The sequence below is a fragment of the Shewanella japonica genome (assembly GCF_002075795.1).
Classification (GTDB): domain Bacteria; phylum Pseudomonadota; class Gammaproteobacteria; order Enterobacterales; family Shewanellaceae; genus Shewanella; species Shewanella japonica.
The window spans coordinates 2950859-2967080 of record NZ_CP020472.1 but is presented as its reverse complement, the minus strand read 5'-3'; the positions used below and the strand labels follow the sequence as shown (position 1 = coordinate 2967080).

General features: G+C 39.1%; 15 protein-coding genes and 1 pseudogene. 13 read left to right on the top strand and 3 right to left on the bottom strand.

Features of this window, described 5'->3' with window-relative positions:
- Positions 1–271 precede the first annotated feature (271 nt).
- The 4 genes and pseudogenes from SJ2017_RS12635 to SJ2017_RS12620 all read left to right on the top strand — a co-directional run bounded on the left by SJ2017_RS12635 (position 272) and on the right by SJ2017_RS12620 (position 3706).
- Positions 272–1811: pseudogene (locus SJ2017_RS12635) on the top strand (transposase).
- Positions 1812–2017: 206 nt separating this feature from the next.
- Complete coding sequence (locus SJ2017_RS12630; RefSeq protein WP_080915993.1) at positions 2018–2623, top strand: hypothetical protein; 606 nt, start codon at positions 2018–2020, stop codon at positions 2621–2623.
- 115 nt (positions 2624–2738) lie between these two features.
- Positions 2739–3206, top strand: a complete 468-nt coding sequence (locus SJ2017_RS12625; RefSeq protein ID WP_080915992.1) for a nuclear transport factor 2-like protein — start codon at positions 2739–2741, stop codon at positions 3204–3206.
- A gap of 116 nt (positions 3207–3322) precedes the next feature.
- Positions 3323–3706, top strand: coding sequence for a hypothetical protein (locus tag SJ2017_RS12620; protein ID WP_080915991.1), 384 nt, complete (start codon positions 3323–3325; stop codon positions 3704–3706).
- A gap of 406 nt (positions 3707–4112) precedes the next feature.
- On the opposite strand, the gene SJ2017_RS12615 is transcribed toward SJ2017_RS12620, so the two are convergent.
- A complete protein-coding gene (locus SJ2017_RS12615) occupies positions 4113–4922 on the bottom strand; it encodes a helix-turn-helix domain-containing protein (protein ID WP_055023406.1) in 810 nt (269 codons plus the stop codon).
- A 145-nt stretch (positions 4923–5067) separates the two neighbouring features.
- On the opposite strand from SJ2017_RS12615, the gene SJ2017_RS12610 reads away from it, so the two are divergent.
- Complete coding sequence (locus SJ2017_RS12610; protein ID WP_055023405.1) at positions 5068–6027, top strand: LysR family transcriptional regulator; 960 nt, start codon at positions 5068–5070, stop codon at positions 6025–6027.
- A gap of 92 nt (positions 6028–6119) precedes the next feature.
- Here SJ2017_RS12610 and SJ2017_RS12605 read toward each other — a convergent pair whose 3' ends face one another.
- The gene (locus SJ2017_RS12605; protein ID WP_080915989.1) at positions 6120–7118 is read right to left on the bottom strand and encodes an NADP-dependent oxidoreductase; all 999 of its coding nucleotides are present in this window, start codon (positions 7116–7118) and stop codon (positions 6120–6122) included.
- A gap of 135 nt (positions 7119–7253) precedes the next feature.
- Here SJ2017_RS12605 and SJ2017_RS12600 point away from each other — a divergent pair, with 135 nt between their 5' ends.
- Genes SJ2017_RS12600 through SJ2017_RS12590 form a run of 3 tightly spaced genes read left to right on the top strand, consistent with a single transcriptional unit; the run spans position 7254 to position 9025 of the window.
- Complete coding sequence (locus SJ2017_RS12600) at positions 7254–8156, top strand: LysR family transcriptional regulator (RefSeq protein WP_080915988.1); 903 nt, start codon at positions 7254–7256, stop codon at positions 8154–8156.
- 35 nt (positions 8157–8191) lie between these two features.
- Positions 8192–8764: a GNAT family N-acetyltransferase gene (locus SJ2017_RS12595; protein WP_080915987.1), complete on the top strand. Its 573-nt coding sequence runs from the start codon at positions 8192–8194 to the stop codon at positions 8762–8764.
- Positions 8765–8785: 21 nt separating this feature from the next.
- Complete coding sequence (locus SJ2017_RS12590; RefSeq protein ID WP_080915986.1) at positions 8786–9025, top strand: DUF3624 domain-containing protein; 240 nt, start codon at positions 8786–8788, stop codon at positions 9023–9025.
- Between the two features lie 115 nt (positions 9026–9140).
- On the opposite strand, the gene SJ2017_RS12585 is transcribed toward SJ2017_RS12590, so the two are convergent.
- Positions 9141–9644, bottom strand: a complete 504-nt coding sequence (locus SJ2017_RS12585) for a DUF2062 domain-containing protein (protein ID WP_055023400.1) — start codon at positions 9642–9644, stop codon at positions 9141–9143.
- 28 nt (positions 9645–9672) lie between these two features.
- On the opposite strand from SJ2017_RS12585, the gene SJ2017_RS12580 reads away from it, so the two are divergent.
- The 5 genes from SJ2017_RS12580 (at position 9673) to SJ2017_RS12560 (ending at position 16170) form a co-directional block, all read left to right on the top strand.
- A complete protein-coding gene (locus SJ2017_RS12580) occupies positions 9673–12195 on the top strand; it encodes a DNA internalization-related competence protein ComEC/Rec2 (protein WP_080915985.1) in 2523 nt (840 codons plus the stop codon).
- 39 nt (positions 12196–12234) lie between these two features.
- Positions 12235–14034: a lipid A export permease/ATP-binding protein MsbA gene (msbA, locus tag SJ2017_RS12575; protein WP_055023398.1), complete on the top strand. Its 1800-nt coding sequence runs from the start codon at positions 12235–12237 to the stop codon at positions 14032–14034.
- A complete protein-coding gene (lpxK, locus tag SJ2017_RS12570) occupies positions 14035–15051 on the top strand; it encodes a tetraacyldisaccharide 4'-kinase (RefSeq protein ID WP_080915984.1) in 1017 nt (338 codons plus the stop codon). It begins immediately after the preceding gene.
- Entirely contained in the window at positions 15038–15211 is a 174-nt protein-coding gene (locus tag SJ2017_RS12565) for a Trm112 family protein (protein WP_080915983.1), read from the top strand. Before lpxK ends, SJ2017_RS12565 begins: the two co-directional genes overlap by 14 nt.
- Before the next feature lie 239 nt (positions 15212–15450).
- Entirely contained in the window at positions 15451–16170 is a 720-nt protein-coding gene (locus SJ2017_RS12560) for a BUD32 family EKC/KEOPS complex subunit (protein ID WP_080915982.1), read from the top strand.
- Positions 16171–16222: the final 52 nt, after the last annotated feature.

Genomic DNA, 16222 nt, shown 5'->3' with positions numbered 1-16222 from the left:
CCTTAAGCATACCGCTGATGCGGCTTGCTAGGGAGGAGGCTCAATGATTATCAAGCTAATTAATAAGGACAAAAAACAGTTTGGTGTTTTCGTCCCTCAACATTTTAGCAAACAATTTTTTGCCCATTATTAGGGCGTTGAGGCTGTAGAATTTCTCTCCAAATGATGTTTTCAACGTCTTTTACAAATAAACTTATCTGGTTGTTTTTTAACCTTGCGGCGTATCAATGTCTGTGATCTAATAGATATTATTCACCTACAGTAAATTGTTATGGCCAACTACAAGCCTGACTTATCCTGTCAAAGTAAATTCATTCCCATCAATTTTTCAGAGCAAATTCTGCCTGGTACGTTTGAGTATGCGCTTTGTTATATTATCGAGAATAAACTTGATTTATCGACATTTGATACCTGGTATAACAATGATAAAACGGGGGGCAGCGGCGTATTCTCCCGCTGTGATGTTGAAGGTTATTTTACTCGGTTACGCTCATGGTTTAATCAGTAGCCGACGCATTGCCAAAGCTTGCGAAAACAATATTTTGTTCATGAGTGTGTCCGGTGACGTTCAGCCACATTACACTTCTATAGCGGGGTTTGTGGCTAAAATGCATGAGCAAATAGAACCCCTTTTTACCCAAGTGCTGATGATATGTGACGAAGAAGGATTAATCGGTCGTAATATGTTCGCTATTGATGGTTGTAAGATGAAGTCAAATGCGAGTAAAGAATGGAGCGGCACATTCGATGAACTTGGTCGTAAAAGAGTTAAGCTACAGCGTGCAAGTCAGCGTATTATTGAGCGTCATCAAGCGCAAGATGGGCTAAGTGAAGAGCTCGCCACACAAGATTTAAAGCAAAAAGAAAAGCTGGATAAAAGTGCGGATAAAATTACGACATTCCTTGCGACACACAAAGAGAAGTTAGGCAGTCAAGGCAAGCCTGTAAAAAGTAATATCACCGATCCTGACAGCGCCAAGATGACGACATCTAAAGGCACCATACAAGGTTATAACGGGATTGCGATAAATGATGATAAACATCAAATCATCCTACAAGCAAAAGCGTGGGGCTCGGTCGGTGAACAACAAACGCTCAAGCCTGCAGTCACGCAATTAAAACAACAGCTCGATAAACTCCATGTCGATATGCCCTCAAACGAACACACCATTAAATTCACCGCAGACAGCGGGTTCAATAGTGAAGCTAATTTGGCATTTATGGCGCAAAGTGGCTTTGATGTTTACATTGCCGATAACCAATTTAGAAAACGAAACCCGCTGTTTAAAGACAGTGAAACTTACGAAACAGAACAAGAAAAACGCAGATTTAAACGACGTCAGGGCAAGCCGCGCTTATTTACCTCTAGTGACTTTCATTATGATGAAACCACTCAGACCTGCCGCTGTCCTGCGGGCAATGACATGTGGCGAAGTGGTATCAATGTTAAAAGTTATAACCAAGAGTGCACCCGATTCTGTGGTTACTTAAAAGACTGTAAAAACTGCCCGCTACAACAGCAATGCATGCGCAAACCGCCGATAAAAACGGGTCGGCAAGTACAGTTTAAGAATGATGAATCACGCAAAAAGCTCAGTTACATTGATAAGATGAAAGTGAAGATAGACAGCCCGATGGGACGACGACAATACAGCAAACGGCTCGGTTGTATTGAGCCAGTATTTGGCAATATTACGGTCAATAAAGGCATGAACAAACTGACCTTACGAGGCCAAGAAAAAGTAAACGCCCAATGGCAACTGTATTGTCTTGTTCATAATATCGAGAAACTGCAACATAGTATGCATTAAGAGGGGAAGCCCTTTTTACCTTTAAAAGTGACGTCTAAAGCTTCACTTAAACCGCAATTATCCCCACTTAAAATCAATGCTTGAAATCATAATGAAACCTAGGCTAAATGCTTGAATCAAAATAGGAACTCATATACTGTTTATTGATTGAACAATTAATTTTAAACGAGTAATTCTACAAGCTCGTTATGTACCTAAGGAAAGCTATGTCATCTGATGATTGGTATAGAAATAATGAATGGAATGATCAAATAGAAACGCTGTTTTACGCAAAGTTAAAACGTGCTCGTACTCAACGAGATCAATATCTTGTTATTCAATCTTCATATTTAGCAAATTCATATCCTTTAATATCCTTACGCTTAATAAATGAATATTTTGAAACACGAACAGATAAATATGAAGATGTTCGCGCATACTCTGCGCAAGCTCGCGCTTTTATGACTATCGATGATATAGATAACTCAATGAAAGCTTATCGAGCTGTACTTAAACGAGAAGATGAATTTCCAAATCACCAGACAACAGTTTATGTCGATTACCCATATATTGTTGCGACTCAAGCAATTGAGAGTGAGTATTCCAATATACTTTCAGTGCTTCATAAATATAAGAGTCATCTAATTTTTTCGTTAGACAAATTTAAATGGCATGCATCATTTGCGTTAATAAATAATGATCCTGAACAGGCAAAATTGGCATTGGATGTCGCAGAGGTTAAGCGTTCAGGAATTAAGTACCACCAAGATTTTGGGCTTGTCGGTGATGAGCACGTTAATGTAATCAAAGTTTTGTACGAAATCGGTACATAACAAGTTACCCAAAAGGGCGCAAATCGCTCGGCTTGCGCTTATACGTCGATAATTTTAGCCAGATATTTATGCGTCCATTAGTAGGCGCTATGTAAATCTTAGAAAAGGAGTTCTTATGAACAAACTATTGATACTTTCATTGATTATTTTGTTTTCCGGTTCGTTATTAGCTAATGATTCAAAAATAGATCTCGATGCGTTTGCGAAGTTGTATTTTGATAAAATGGTCGCCACGCAAAGCCCGACAGCTACAAAAAAAGAATTAGAAGAATATTTAGCATTATTAACCGACGATGTTGGTCACTCGCATTTGCCTTGGGTTACTGATGATTCTCGCTTACCGTCTGGTAAAAGTGATATGCGTAAAGGGATGACATTCTATTTAGGTGCTCATACTGAGTACAAAGCTGAATTATTAGACGTATTTGCTTTCAATCAATCAGCCATTGCCATTAGATATAAAGACTATGCTAAAGGTATTCATCCTCAAAGTAATCAGCCTATTGAGTACTCTCAAACAATGATGGAAGTACTAGAAATTGAGGATGGAAAAGTGGCTGTCATTCGTAAATATCACGAATAAATTCACATTAAAGGCGCTCAAGAACGGCCAAATACAGTTAGCCTTGTATGTTCCTTGCTTATTTCCTCAAACAATTTTTTTGCACGCTTGGCGTGGCGTTATGCGTAAGGAGTATCATGCAATTAGAGTCACCACATATTCCATTAGGGATTAGTTTAGATGAAGGTTTAAAAATACTTGAGTCATTTTCTTCTGAAATAGAAAAGCGTACTGATAAAGAAGGTGAATTTTATAAAATCGTCTTTGATAATTGGGAATGTGGTTTCTATGAGAGAAACGGTATCGTAACTTCAACTTGGTATAACGATTCGGCAGGTAGAGAAACTGAAGAAGGCATTAATTCAAAGGTCAATCGCTATTTAAATCGTTACGGTGAAATTAATGACTGGGAAGCTGGAATTAATAACGGTTGGATTCAGTTTTTCATAAATCATACATCAGGTGTAAATATGGCTTATGGCTTACATAAAGATGTTATTCGCTTTAACAGCATTAGATAGTTCAACAAGTTAGTCATATATCTGAACATCTATCTGAACATCTATCTGAACATCTATCTGAAGTAGTGCAGCAGTTATCATTGTCACCAGGCTATAAATGTTCTAGAAAGTTGGGCTGACTTAGTTAATGTGAGTGCTGATAAGATGGTAGACGCCTAATTAAGCCAAGTTGAAGCTAGTGGTTATTGATGTATTTTCAATTTTAAATTCAGTGATTAAGTTTGCTGTTGGATGAATCTGGGTAGTGTTCATACCGGTAAAGTTTACACAGAAAAGACAGCGACTTGTGATACATCGTTTATCCAAGGCGCTATACTTTTTTGCGTAATTCTTATAAATCGGCTGACTATAAATCGACTAACTATAAATCGATTAGCAATAAATCGTTCAGAGAAAAACAGGTTGATTAGTCATTGTGCTGTTCGAAACGAAGCAAGGCTAAATCATCATTACCGTCTAAAACGTGCTTAACAAACGGGTTATTGAAAACAACCTCACTCTTACCAGCGTGCAGTGTAATAGGTGAGTCATTTTTAATTTCTTCAAGGTAAATATCATTGAGCATATGGCTGTAATATTTAATAAAGCTTGGAATAACTAACATTAAGTCAGATGACAATGTCTGGATGAATTTAAAGATATTCATTTTAATGTTTTTATCGATAGCGACCACACTGGCTAACTTAATTAAACCGTTTTGTGCTGCGCAAAAGGCCAAATGCCCGATGATTGAATTATTGTAGTAAAAGCAGACTACTTTTAGTCTTTTACAGTCAATGTGCTCGATGGTTTCATTAAAGTCATATCCACTTTGAGACGCATGTGCGTTATAGATTAATGCTTTCTCATCTTCAGTCATTTCATCAAACCAAAACTCTTTGATTTGATTGATATTATAATTATAAATATTCGGTTTTTCATTGATAGCAGTTTTGTGCTTACGTGCCTTGATAACCACTTTCAATTCATGTTCGTCATATTGATAACATTGGTTGAAGAAGTTGGCTAAACCGACTCTGCGATTTAGCGAAGGCAAGATAGTGCCTTTTTCCCATAGACTGACCATTGACTGATTGATGTTTTTAAATAAGCTATGGTTAGTCGCTAAATCATCGGCAAGTGATTGCTGAGATAAGCGGTATGATTTACGAAACTGTCTTAATACGGTAGCAAAGTTTTCTTTGCAAAAAACTGCTTCATTGAGCTGCGTCGTCACTATCTTCCCCCTGGATACATATGTGAAATGGATTACGTTATTAAATAGACGACGCAAATCCTAGTTAACATATGTGACGAGTGCTACTTATAACAGCTATAAGCTATGCTAATATCAGTGTTGAATTTTGATTTGGTATTGGCGTGTGTATAGAAAGTATTCAGAACAAATTAATTTAAACTACTTACGAATTTTTAATGAGTTATATCGCTCTCGTAGTACAACACTTGCGGCGGCCAAATTAGGTATAACCCAATCTGCAGTAAGCCAAGTTTTGTCCAAATTACGAAATGCCACAGGTGATCCTTTGTTTATCAAAGGGCAAGGGCAGTTAGTGCCGACTGTGCGTGCCACAGAAATAGGTGAAGGGTTAGCAAGCGAACTTATTCAATTAGATAAACGATTCTATCCTGAAGATTTTCTCAATCAAGATGACTTTGATGGAGAAATTAATTTTTCAATTGCGAGTCCGATTATTGATGTGATTGCAAAAGCGTTAATGGATACAGTTGAGAAGGTATTACCTAAAGCTAAGATTAATTTTACTCACTGGAATGATCATAGCTTAGACCAAATTATTAATGGAGATGTGCACATTGGTTTGAACTTATTTCCAATCAATGCACCAAAAGAAATCAGACAAATTCCACTTGTGATTAATCAAGCTGTATTTATTTCTGCTAAACCGAATCAATGGATTGAGGATGGCATGCAAAAGACTGGCTTTGTTGATCATGATTTTGCAGGGATTATTTTTTCGGGCATTAACCGCTTACAGCCAATTTTAGAGAATAATGATCTGACAAAAGGCTTTAAGTTTAAATATCGTTCAGAGTCGCATTCTTTGCTGTCTCATTATTTACAAAAAGAAAACACCATCTTGTTAGCAGACAAGTTTTCTTGCCATTACTATCCTGACCATTATTATTATGAAGCGCCGAAACGCTTGGCAAGCTTGTTACCATCGCAGTTAAGTTACGCCTTGTATTATTTGCAAGCCAATCACCAAGATCAAATTTATTCTGATTCAGAAAGAGTCGTAAAAACGTTACTTGAACAGTTCAGTTCCACTATCGACATTATTCCTAATCGAAATAAGTTTTAGAGAAAATAATTTAATTAGTAACACGCCTATGTTTAATTAAACATAGGCGCGATAGTTAGACGCGATCGTTATCTTGGAAAGCTAATGTAAAACTAGAGTTTTACCATCAATTTCCCTTTATTTTCTCCGCTAAAGAATAAGTTTAACCCCTCAATAGATGACGTTAATCCATCCAGAATATGCGATCTGTGTTTGATTTTACCTTGCAGCACATAGGGAGTGAGCTTTTCCAGTAAGCTTGGTACTTCAGAATAATGATCTGGCATGGTAAAACCTTGCACTGTAATACGTCTTTTTAGAATATTCATCCAGCTTGGTCCTGGCGCAGGTGTCTGTTTACTGTAATCAGCAATCAGACCACAAACCATTACGCGTCCGTGAGGGTTCATTCTGTCTACTATCAGGCTTTGAATTGGACCTGCAGTATTTTCAAAAAATAAGTCGATACCTTGTGGAGCTAACTTGTCTAATTCTGCAGCTAAATCAGCTGTTTTGTAGTTTATGGCTGAATCAAATCCCAGCTCATCAACAATCCAATTGGCTTTTTCATCACTACCAACAACACCAATGACGTGAAGTCCATCTGCTTTAGCAAGTTGGCCAACAATAGAACCGACAGAGCCCGCAGCGCCTGTTACTATTATTGTTTCACCCGCTTTAGGTTTGCCAACATTGAACAACCCCTGTGTTGCAGTAAGCCCTGGAAGCGCGAACACGGATAGAATAGTTTCATCAGGTAAAGGTGCATCTACTTTATTTAAGCCTTTTCCGTTACTGTGGAAATACTCTTGCCAACCCATCATACCCATCACTCGATCGCCTACTTTAAAATCAGGATGATGACTTTCAACGACTTCGCCAACGCCACTACTGCGCATGACCTCGCCTAAGTTAACTGGGGGGATATAGCTGTCAGTATCTGGTTGCATCCAACCAAACATAGCGGGATCCAGTGACATATAGTTTTGTTTTACGAGAATTTCACCCGGGTTAACCTTTGGCGTTGGTAAGGATACGATTTCAAAAATATCTTGAGTAATTGGTCCGCCTTGTGGGCGTTTGACTAAGTTAATTGCAGTAAATGTACTCATTTTGCTTCCTTCAATGAGATCGATAATTAGGTATCGGTGTGAATAAGATAAACAGTATTATTACTTTGATTATTAATAAGATATAGTGGGCTAATTGTCTTTCTTTATTGCTTTTATGGCAATAATGGGTGGGGTATGGATCAATTAAGAGCGCTTAAATATTTTATCAAAGTGGTAGAAACTGGCAGTTTTACTCACGCAGCCAAAAGCTTTTCGGTACCTGCTTCTTCATTATCAAGGCGAGTGGCAGATCTTGAGGCAAGCTTAGGTGCGACGTTATTGAAACGGTCAACTAGAGCCGTATCATTGACTGAGATTGGCGCAGAGTACTATCAACAAGTATCACAACTTTTGCTGCAGCTTGAACAAAGCAATGAAGCAGTAAGAACGTATCAAACAGAGCCAATGGGAAAGCTGAGAATAAGCGCCATGGTTGGTATCGGCAGAGAAGTGCTTATTCCGCTTTTAGATGAGTTTTCTCGCTTATACCCAAAAGTTATTTTAGATATTGAGCTTAGTGATGAATTGTCCTCGGTTGGTCGTGATGATGTAGACATCGCTATTAGAGGTGGTTATGCCCCAAATGATCGCGTTATGGCGATTAGATTAATGGACAATCAATTTATCCCTGCTGCAACTCAGCAATACCTCGACACAATGGGAACGCCAACACATCCATCAGAGCTGCAAGATCATAAAGGGTTATATTATCGCTCACCAAATGGTCGTGTACCTTGGCTGAGTAAAATAAATGGTCAGTGGCAAGACGTATCAGCACCAGCTGCAGCGATTAGCAATGTGGGGGAGTGGCTAATTGCAAAGGCAAAACAACATCAAGGTATTTTGATGATGCCACGCTGGGTTTTATCGCCGTTTTTAGCCAGTAGTGAATTAACTGAGTTACACTTTGAGCCACCTTTGTCAGCCACTCAAAGTGAAGATTTTGGCGTATATTTGATTTATCAAAAACACCGCTACCATGTGCCAAAAGTCAAAGCAGCAGTGGATTTTTTAGTGGCGAGAATTAAACATGCTTAACCTATTAATCATTCACAAAAGGTAAGGTATTAGGAATGAAGACAACCAATAAGCCCGTTCAAGTACCGCAATTGAATACACAACGATTAACAATACGGGCTTTTCAATCTGATGATTTAGCTAATTTTGCAGCTTATCGAGCGGATCCCATCATTGCTCAATACCAAAGCTGGAATGATTACACTGAAGAAGATGCCCTGCGGTTTTATTCTAATATGGATTACCAAATGTTCGGTGTTGCAGGCCTTTGGTTTCAATTGGCCTTAATTGAAAAAGACTCGCAACAGTTAATTGGTGATATCGCACTACATTTTGTTGATGAGCAGCAGGTTGAAGTCGGTTTTACCTTAGCAAGAACGGCACAAAAAAAAGGTTACGCAACTGAAGCGATGAAATCAGTGATTGATTATTTATTTTCTGTATTGAAAAAACATAGAATTACCGCAACAACTGATGCTGAAAATAGTGCTTCAATGACACTATTGATGCGGCTCGGCTTTAGAAAAGAAGGGCATTTTATACAAAACATATTTTTTAAAGGAAAATGGGGGGATGAATGCGCTTTTGCACTATTAAATAAAGAGCACCTTTCCTATGAGTCTGCTTGAAGTATATAAAGGGGAGTGGTGATGTCTTGCAATGACTGTGAAGAGTCCATTTTTAAGCAAAAGATAGGTCGTTGCCGAGCGTGTATGATGCAACTTACTGTATTGAGTCTTATCTGTTGGCCGTTGTGGTGGTGGAATTATGCTGATAACCCGACGTTGGTTGAATCGATTGCGTTACTGTTTTTCTGCATTGCATTTTCTGGACTGTTAAGTTTGCACTTAGTGGTACTGATTTATCGAAAATTATCAGCATCTGAATAAATATGTGCAGCTAACTCTCATGTATTCTCGTTTCAATCACACTTGCTTAAAGTCGATTTTAGAAAGTAAAAAGCCAGCTTAAATGCTGGCTTTTCATTCAATATCACGGTTTAGGTTAGCTTCTTTTTTTCCACTTAAATAGTATCGAATATTTCCATAGACTTTTAATCACAAAGAAGCTGATTAACGCAAAAATTGCCCCCAAAATAACACAACCTAACAAAAATGGTGGACCGATTGTACCGATTGAACTTTCAACCCATTGCCAACTGGCTTCAAATGCGAAGTCAGTCGTATCCATCCCGAGGATATTTGCACCTAATAGGTAGGCAGCATAAAACATAAACGGCATGGTAATCGGATTAGTTAACCAAACTAGCGCAACGGCGAGGGGAATATTAACTTTGAAATAAATGGCCATACCTGCAGCAATAACCATTTGAAAAGGTAAAGGCAGCCAAGCAACAAAAAGGCCAATAGCAAATGATCCTGGCGCTGATTTTCGATTCAACGTCCATAAATTGGGATCATTTAATAAGCTGCCAAATATACGTAAATACTTATGATTACGTATTGTTTCAGGCTTCGGCATAAATTTTTGTAATAATTTTTTTGGCATATACGCGATTACTGTCTTTAATTAATCAATGATAAATCGATTCATTTATGGTTTTTGCGCCAGTATGCTTTTTAGCAATTTGCTGCCAAGCCTACTTCCTATATGGATGGCGTCTATCACTTTGATAATAGTGTTAGTAACTTTTAAAAAGTGGTCGTTCATCAGTGGAACACTTTTTGGAGTGTTGCTAGTTTCTATTTGTTTTAATTCACTATTTTCTTCACAAGAATCAAATATCCCTGTCAAAAAACAATTTAAGGCAGAGATAGTATCACTAGTTAGCGTAAACAGCGACTGGATAAGTTTCGATATTCGGCTGCTTTCTGAACAAAGTCGCTTTTATGACCACTACTATAGACTCATTTGGCAGCAACCGCCTGAATTAAAAGTCGGTCAAACTTGGCTGTTAAATGCCAGACTTAAACCGATTACCAGCCCGCTTAATCAAGGTGGTTTTAATCAACAAAAGTACCTATTAAGCCGTCATATCGTCGCAAAAGGCACGGTGAAGCAAGGGGAGTTAGTCGCCTATTTTGCGCCTTTTAGGCAAACAATCATAGATAACCTAACACCTGTATTAAGGAGCTTAGACAATAGCGCTGTTATGCAGGCGTTACTATTTGGCGACAAATCATTATTATCCAAGCAGCAATGGCAACAGTTACGTCAAACTGGAACTGGGCATTTAGTGGCTATTTCCGGCTTGCATTTATCGGTTGTTTTTGGACTTTTTCTATTATTATCACGTGGGATGCTGTTTACATGTTGGCCGCATTCTAGTCGCAGGAATCTGCTTTTATCTATGCTCACAGCAACTGTGTTTGCTTTGGGTTATGGCTATTTAGCTGGTTTTGCAATTTCAACACAACGTGCCTTGGTGATGTTGCTTGCACTTGTGGTCCTCACCATGGTCAATCAATATGCTTCAACATGGCAGCGACTCATTTGGGCGTTATTTGCTGTTTTATTAATTGATCCTTTTGCGAGTTTAAGCGCTGGTTTCTGGCTGTCTTTTAGTGCGCTTGCCATTATTTTATTAACCATCGACTATACCTCGCTTCAACAACAAACCGCGCTTTCACAAGAAAGTGATAGCACTGATTGTATAGATAGTGTTGACTCTAATAGGGAACAACCAAGCCTTTATCAGCGTTTTGTTCAAGAACATCAAACTAGGTTTAGACGTTTAATCAGTCAATGTAAGGCTTTTATTGTTGTATTTTGGGCAGTGCAATGGCGGTTGGCATTAGCTTTAGGTTTGGTGCAAGCGGTATTGTTTGGCACTTTCTCATTTCACAGTATTTGGGTTAATTTCCTTATGGTGCCTTGGTTTAGCTTTGTGGTTATTCCATTAAGCATTATCGCTTTGGTGCTCAATTTACTGTTGATGATAATGCCCATACCGCAAAACTGGTCGTACATACTTGGCGAAACTGTAATGCAATTAGCTGATTTGTCACTTAGCCCTTTTCAGTGGTTAATCGGCTTTAGTGACGCCTGGCCACTCGCTTTAATGAGGTTGCCTGATAATCTCATCTTGAGTGTGGCTTTCTTCATATTGGGACTATTTTTAATAAAATGGTCAGTGCATAAAACATGGCGAGTCGTATCAAGTTTATTGTGTATTCCCTTTGTCATGTTGACAGTGCAGCATTGGACTTTACATCACATTGATCAATTTCAGCACGCCGTTAATGAGCCAATCATTACAGATGCAACGCTAAAGCCGATTCATTGGCAAGCGCATGTTATTGATGTAGCTCAAGGCATGTCAGTACTATTGCAGCAGGGAAATCGTGGTGTACTTTATGATACAGGCGCCGCGTATGGGGAGAGTTTTTCTTATGCAGAGCGAGCTATTGTCCCTATGTTACAAGCAAAAGGGGTTACTCAATTAGATTACGTTATTGTGAGCCATAATGATAATGACCACGCTGGAGGGTTAAATGTCATAACCAAACATTACCCAGAGGTGATTGTCATAGCAGAGCAAGCCGTTATCGATAAAAGTATTAATGTAAGCTCTGAGTTGGCTAATGAAGCGCCAGCACATTTGCTTTGCGAAAATAACCAAATAAAGTGGCTTAACTTAACCATTGAGATGCATATTAATACACTTGAAAGTAATGATAATAACCGCTCCTGTGTTGCTTATATTATTGATACTCAACGGCGGTTATTTTTGGCTGGGGATATTGAAAAAGAAACTGAGTATGAATTCCTTAAGCGAGAAGTTTTAGCCCCCGTTGATGTGTTACTTGCACCGCATCATGGGAGTCGAACATCGTCTACACTAGACTTTATCGATGCGGTGTCACCAAAGCATGTTATTTTTACCGCAGGCTACGCGAATCAATATGGATTTCCTAAAGAAGATATTCAAAATCGTTACAAACTTAAAGGAGCTAAAACACTTGTTAGCGGTGACTCGGGTCAGATTAGTATAGATTTTGAACCATCAAACTATGCTATTCGTGAATATCGTTCAGATATTGCACCATTTTGGTATAACAGCCTGTTTAGATTTGGTGAGAAAGTTAAAGCAGAGTAGAATAACCCTTTGTTTGCTATTCAAGTGTTAACGTAATCAATGACAACAACTAATAACGAAATGTCGAGCGTATTTAAACGCCTTCTTACTTATCTCATTCCGATGAAAGGAATGTTTTTGTTAGCAATCTTAGGTCTGTTAACTTACGGCTTAGTCGACGCCGCTTTTATTGCGTTCATTAAACCTTTTATCGATGAAGGCTTTAGTCAAACGCCTAATGTCGTTGGTGGCGTAGAAGTTCCGACCCACGGCGGATTTAATGCCAACAAAGACATTATGTTAATGGCGCCACTTGTGGTCATTGGTATGTTTACACTTCGGGGGATTGCGAATTTCGTATCGACCTATTGTGTATCCTACATGAGTGCTAAGTTAATCATGGATATGCGTCAGCAAGTGTTTGAACATTATTTACGCTTACCTGTCAGTTATATTGACCGAGAAAACAGTGGTAATTTAATTTCTCGAGTTACATTCGATACTGAACAAATCGCCCGAGCATCCGGCAGTGCACTTATTTCTATAGTACGTGACTCGATTACAGTCATTGCAATGTTAGCTATCATGTTCTTTTATTCTTGGAAATTATCCCTGTGCATATTAGTGATTGGCCCATTAATGGGGATAGTTATAAGCCTTGTTAGTAAACGCTTTCGCAAGGTTTCTAAGCAAATCCAATCAGCTATGGGTGGGGTCACAGCGACGACAGAACAAATGATCAAAGGCCACAAAAATGTATTGGCGTTTGGTGGTCAAAAAACGGAAGTTAATCGTTTTTTCAAGGTGAATGATTCTAACCGTCATCAAAATATGAAGTTAGCTGTCGCCCAAGCAATCAGTCAGCCAGTGATTATGATTATCGGCTCATTTGCTCTTGCGTTTGTATTGTATGCCGCAACATTTCCTGGATTAAAAGAAGAACTGACCGCTGGTACTTTTGCCGCTATTTTAGGCGCTATGATGGCGATGCTGCAGCCAATTAAAAATTTAACACGAGTGAATGCTGAATTTCAGCGTGGTATTGCAGCGTGTACAACCGTGTTTGAGCTACTTGATACCGCCCCTGAATCTGATACGGGTGAATATGAAGTGGCGCGAGTTAAAGGTAACTTGAAATTCAATAACGTGACATTCAGTTATCCAGACACTGAAAAGCCAGCGTTAACCAATATTGACTTTGAAGTAAAACAAGGCAAAACCATTGCTTTGGTTGGCCGAAGTGGATCAGGTAAGTCGACCATTGCCAGCTTAATGACGCGTTTTTACACTGGTGTATCTGAAGGTGATATTACCTTAGATGATGTCAGTATTTATGATTACAAATTGAAGTCTTTGCGTAATCAAGTCGCCTTAGTATCACAACAGGTGACCTTATTTAACGATACTATCGCGAATAACATTGCTTATGCCTACCCAGGTGAAGTGACTCGAGAGCAAATTGTTAAAGCCGCTGAACTTGCTTATGCAATGGAGTTTATCGAAACCCTACCAGAAGGCTTAGACACCGAAGTCGGTGAGAATGGCGTTTTGCTATCGGGTGGACAGCGTCAAAGGATTGCCATTGCTCGTGCTATGTTACGTGATGCGCCTGTACTTATTTTAGATGAAGCAACCTCGGCTTTAGATACTGAATCTGAAAAAGCCATTCAACATGGGTTAGATAACTTACGTCACAACCGTACATCCATTGTTATTGCACATCGACTTTCAACGATTGAATCTGCAGATGAAATTCTTGTTATCGACCAAGGTAAAGTTGTCGAGCGCGGTGCGCATGCTGAGCTAGTTGAGCAAGAAGGCGTTTACGCTAACTTGTACAAAATGCAATTTGGTAATTAAATGCAGGCGTTAGTTAACAAAATTTGGTATCAAGGTCATCCGGCAAAATGGTTACTTATGCCATTGAGCTGGTTATTTGGGCTTATTACTTGGTTGCGTCGCCTTGGGTTTTCACTCGGGATAAAACAAGCTGAAACTTTACCTGTACCTGTGATTGTCGCGGGTAATATCACAGCTGGGGGCAGTGGCAAAACGCCTACCGTTATCTACTTAATTGATTTACTTCGCCAGCATGGCTATAAGCCTGGGGTAATAAGCCGCGGATACGGGGTTAAAATTAATGGCGTGAAATCCGTTAATTTAACCGATAAAGCGGTAGATGTGGGTGATGAGCCAGCCATGATTGTGGCGCGTACAAACGTTCCCATGGTGGTTGGCGCTAAGCGTATTGATGCGGCGCAGAAGTTGTTATCTGATTTTGATGTTGATGTGATTATTAGTGATGATGGCTTACAGCATTATGCCTTAGCCAGAGATATCGAACTTGCGATTGTAGATGGGCAAAGACGATACGGTAATGAATGCTTAATTCCTGCAGGGCCATTACGAGAAGGCATTTGGCGATTAAACACTATTGATTGGGTGATCAACAATGGTGGTTCAGCGCAAAATGATGAAGTGGCAATGCAATTAGCACCGTGTTCATTAACAAGGGTGGACTCTGCAGCGTCTTCTAACACCTCATCTTGGCAATCTGAACCCGCAGTGGCTATGGCGGGGATTGGTAATCCGCAACGTTTTTTCGATAGTCTCAGCGCGTTAGAGTACGACATTGTTCAAACTCATGAGTTTGAAGACCATCAGGCATTTGATAAACAGGCATTAGCGCAACTCTCTGAAGAGAATCCATTGATAATGACAGAGAAAGATGCGGTTAAATGTCGCGATTTTGCACAACAAAACTGGTGGTATCTGCCAGTAAATGCGAAGCTTAATAAAAGTTTTGATCAAGCATTTTTGAATAGACTAGAACAAGTCGTCAAAGTTAAACAAGGAAACCTCCATGGCGTTCGATAAAAAATTACTTGAGATTGTGGCTTGCCCAGTATGTAAAGGTAAGTTGGAATTTGATAAAGAAGCAGATCAATTGATTTGTAAAGCTGACAAGCTCGCTTATCCAATTACTGAAGGCATTCCTGTGTTGCTTGAAAACCGAGCATTACCGCTAGAGTCTTAAAAAATCATTATTAAAAAAGCGCCTTTAAGGCGCTTTTTTTTGATTTAAATTCCATGCTACATATCAATTCGTTGGTTAACTATTGTGCACTTGTTGTTATTAGTATGTAGGTACTGATTATAGAGTAATTGCACTATTTATGCGCTGACGTAAAAGTCAGCCAGTTCACCTCGAAAAATTTGAAGTCTATGTCTTATAGCTTAGATACTGAATACTTAATTCGGTATGGCGGACAAAAAATGACTCAAATGCATTCTTTTCAGGACAAAGTCGCACAAATGCTTATTTTAAATGAAGGTGTGCGTATCAGTCATTTTGAATATCAAGGTAAGCGCTATTGGCTTAAACAAGTTGAAAGGCTTTCTGGAGCGATGCGCTTTTTAAAATCTGATTCAGCCGAAGCCTTATACAAAGAAACTCAAGTTTTGAAACTTTTACAAAACGATGGTGCACCAGTTCCCAAGGTACATGCCAGTGGCGATGGATATCTCGTTGTTGAAGATGCAGGGCGCACGGTTAGGGATTGGCTTGAAAGTGATGATATAGCCAGTGATGAATTACAGCGTATTTTGAATGATACCAGTAAAGGTTTAGCTCATTTGCATTTGATGGATCATGCACATGGAAGACCGGCTTTACGCGACATAAGCTGGGATGCCGGTGAAGTTAAATTTATCGATTTTGAGGCCAATCAGCAAAAGGGCACCTTGTTGAACCAACAAATTCGAGATGTATTAGTTTATGTGCATAGCCTATACCGCTACATAAATGATAAAGAAAAGATTTCGGCTGCGATAACGGCTTATCGACAAGCTGGTGGTGAGGTTATTTGGCAACAAGCCAAGCAATTTTTAAAGTCTTGGCAATGGTTATACTATTTTGCAAAACCGTTTCAAGGTATAGGTGGTAAAGATTTAAAACCAGTGTATTGGGTGCTATGGCACTTTAGGTACCATTAAATAAAAAGCCGCTTGTCACTGCTACGCTGATAAGCGGCTTGTTTTAGAATGA

Bases quoted from the DNA above. Each gene is read 5' to 3' on its own strand.
- SJ2017_RS12630 (WP_080915993.1), top strand. From the start codon at position 2,018: ATGTCATCTGATGATTGGTATAGAAATAATGAATGGAATGATCAAATA.
- SJ2017_RS12625 (WP_080915992.1), top strand. From the start codon at position 2,739: ATGAACAAACTATTGATACTTTCATTGATTATTTTGTTTTCCGGTTCG.
- SJ2017_RS12620 (WP_080915991.1), top strand. From the start codon at position 3,323: ATGCAATTAGAGTCACCACATATTCCATTAGGGATTAGTTTAGATGAA.
- SJ2017_RS12605 (WP_080915989.1), bottom strand. From the start codon at position 7,118: ATGAGTACATTTACTGCAATTAACTTAGTCAAACGCCCACAAGGCGGA.
- SJ2017_RS12600 (WP_080915988.1), top strand. From the start codon at position 7,254: ATGGATCAATTAAGAGCGCTTAAATATTTTATCAAAGTGGTAGAAACT.
- SJ2017_RS12595 (WP_080915987.1), top strand. From the start codon at position 8,192: ATGAAGACAACCAATAAGCCCGTTCAAGTACCGCAATTGAATACACAA.
- SJ2017_RS12590 (WP_080915986.1), top strand. From the start codon at position 8,786: ATGTCTTGCAATGACTGTGAAGAGTCCATTTTTAAGCAAAAGATAGGT.
- SJ2017_RS12585 (WP_055023400.1), bottom strand. From the start codon at position 9,644: ATGCCAAAAAAATTATTACAAAAATTTATGCCGAAGCCTGAAACAATA.
- SJ2017_RS12580 (WP_080915985.1), top strand. From the start codon at position 9,673: ATGATAAATCGATTCATTTATGGTTTTTGCGCCAGTATGCTTTTTAGC.
- msbA (WP_055023398.1), top strand. From the start codon at position 12,235: ATGACAACAACTAATAACGAAATGTCGAGCGTATTTAAACGCCTTCTT.
- lpxK (WP_080915984.1), top strand. From the start codon at position 14,035: ATGCAGGCGTTAGTTAACAAAATTTGGTATCAAGGTCATCCGGCAAAA.
- SJ2017_RS12565 (WP_080915983.1), top strand. From the start codon at position 15,038: ATGGCGTTCGATAAAAAATTACTTGAGATTGTGGCTTGCCCAGTATGT.
- SJ2017_RS12560 (WP_080915982.1), top strand. From the start codon at position 15,451: ATGACTCAAATGCATTCTTTTCAGGACAAAGTCGCACAAATGCTTATT.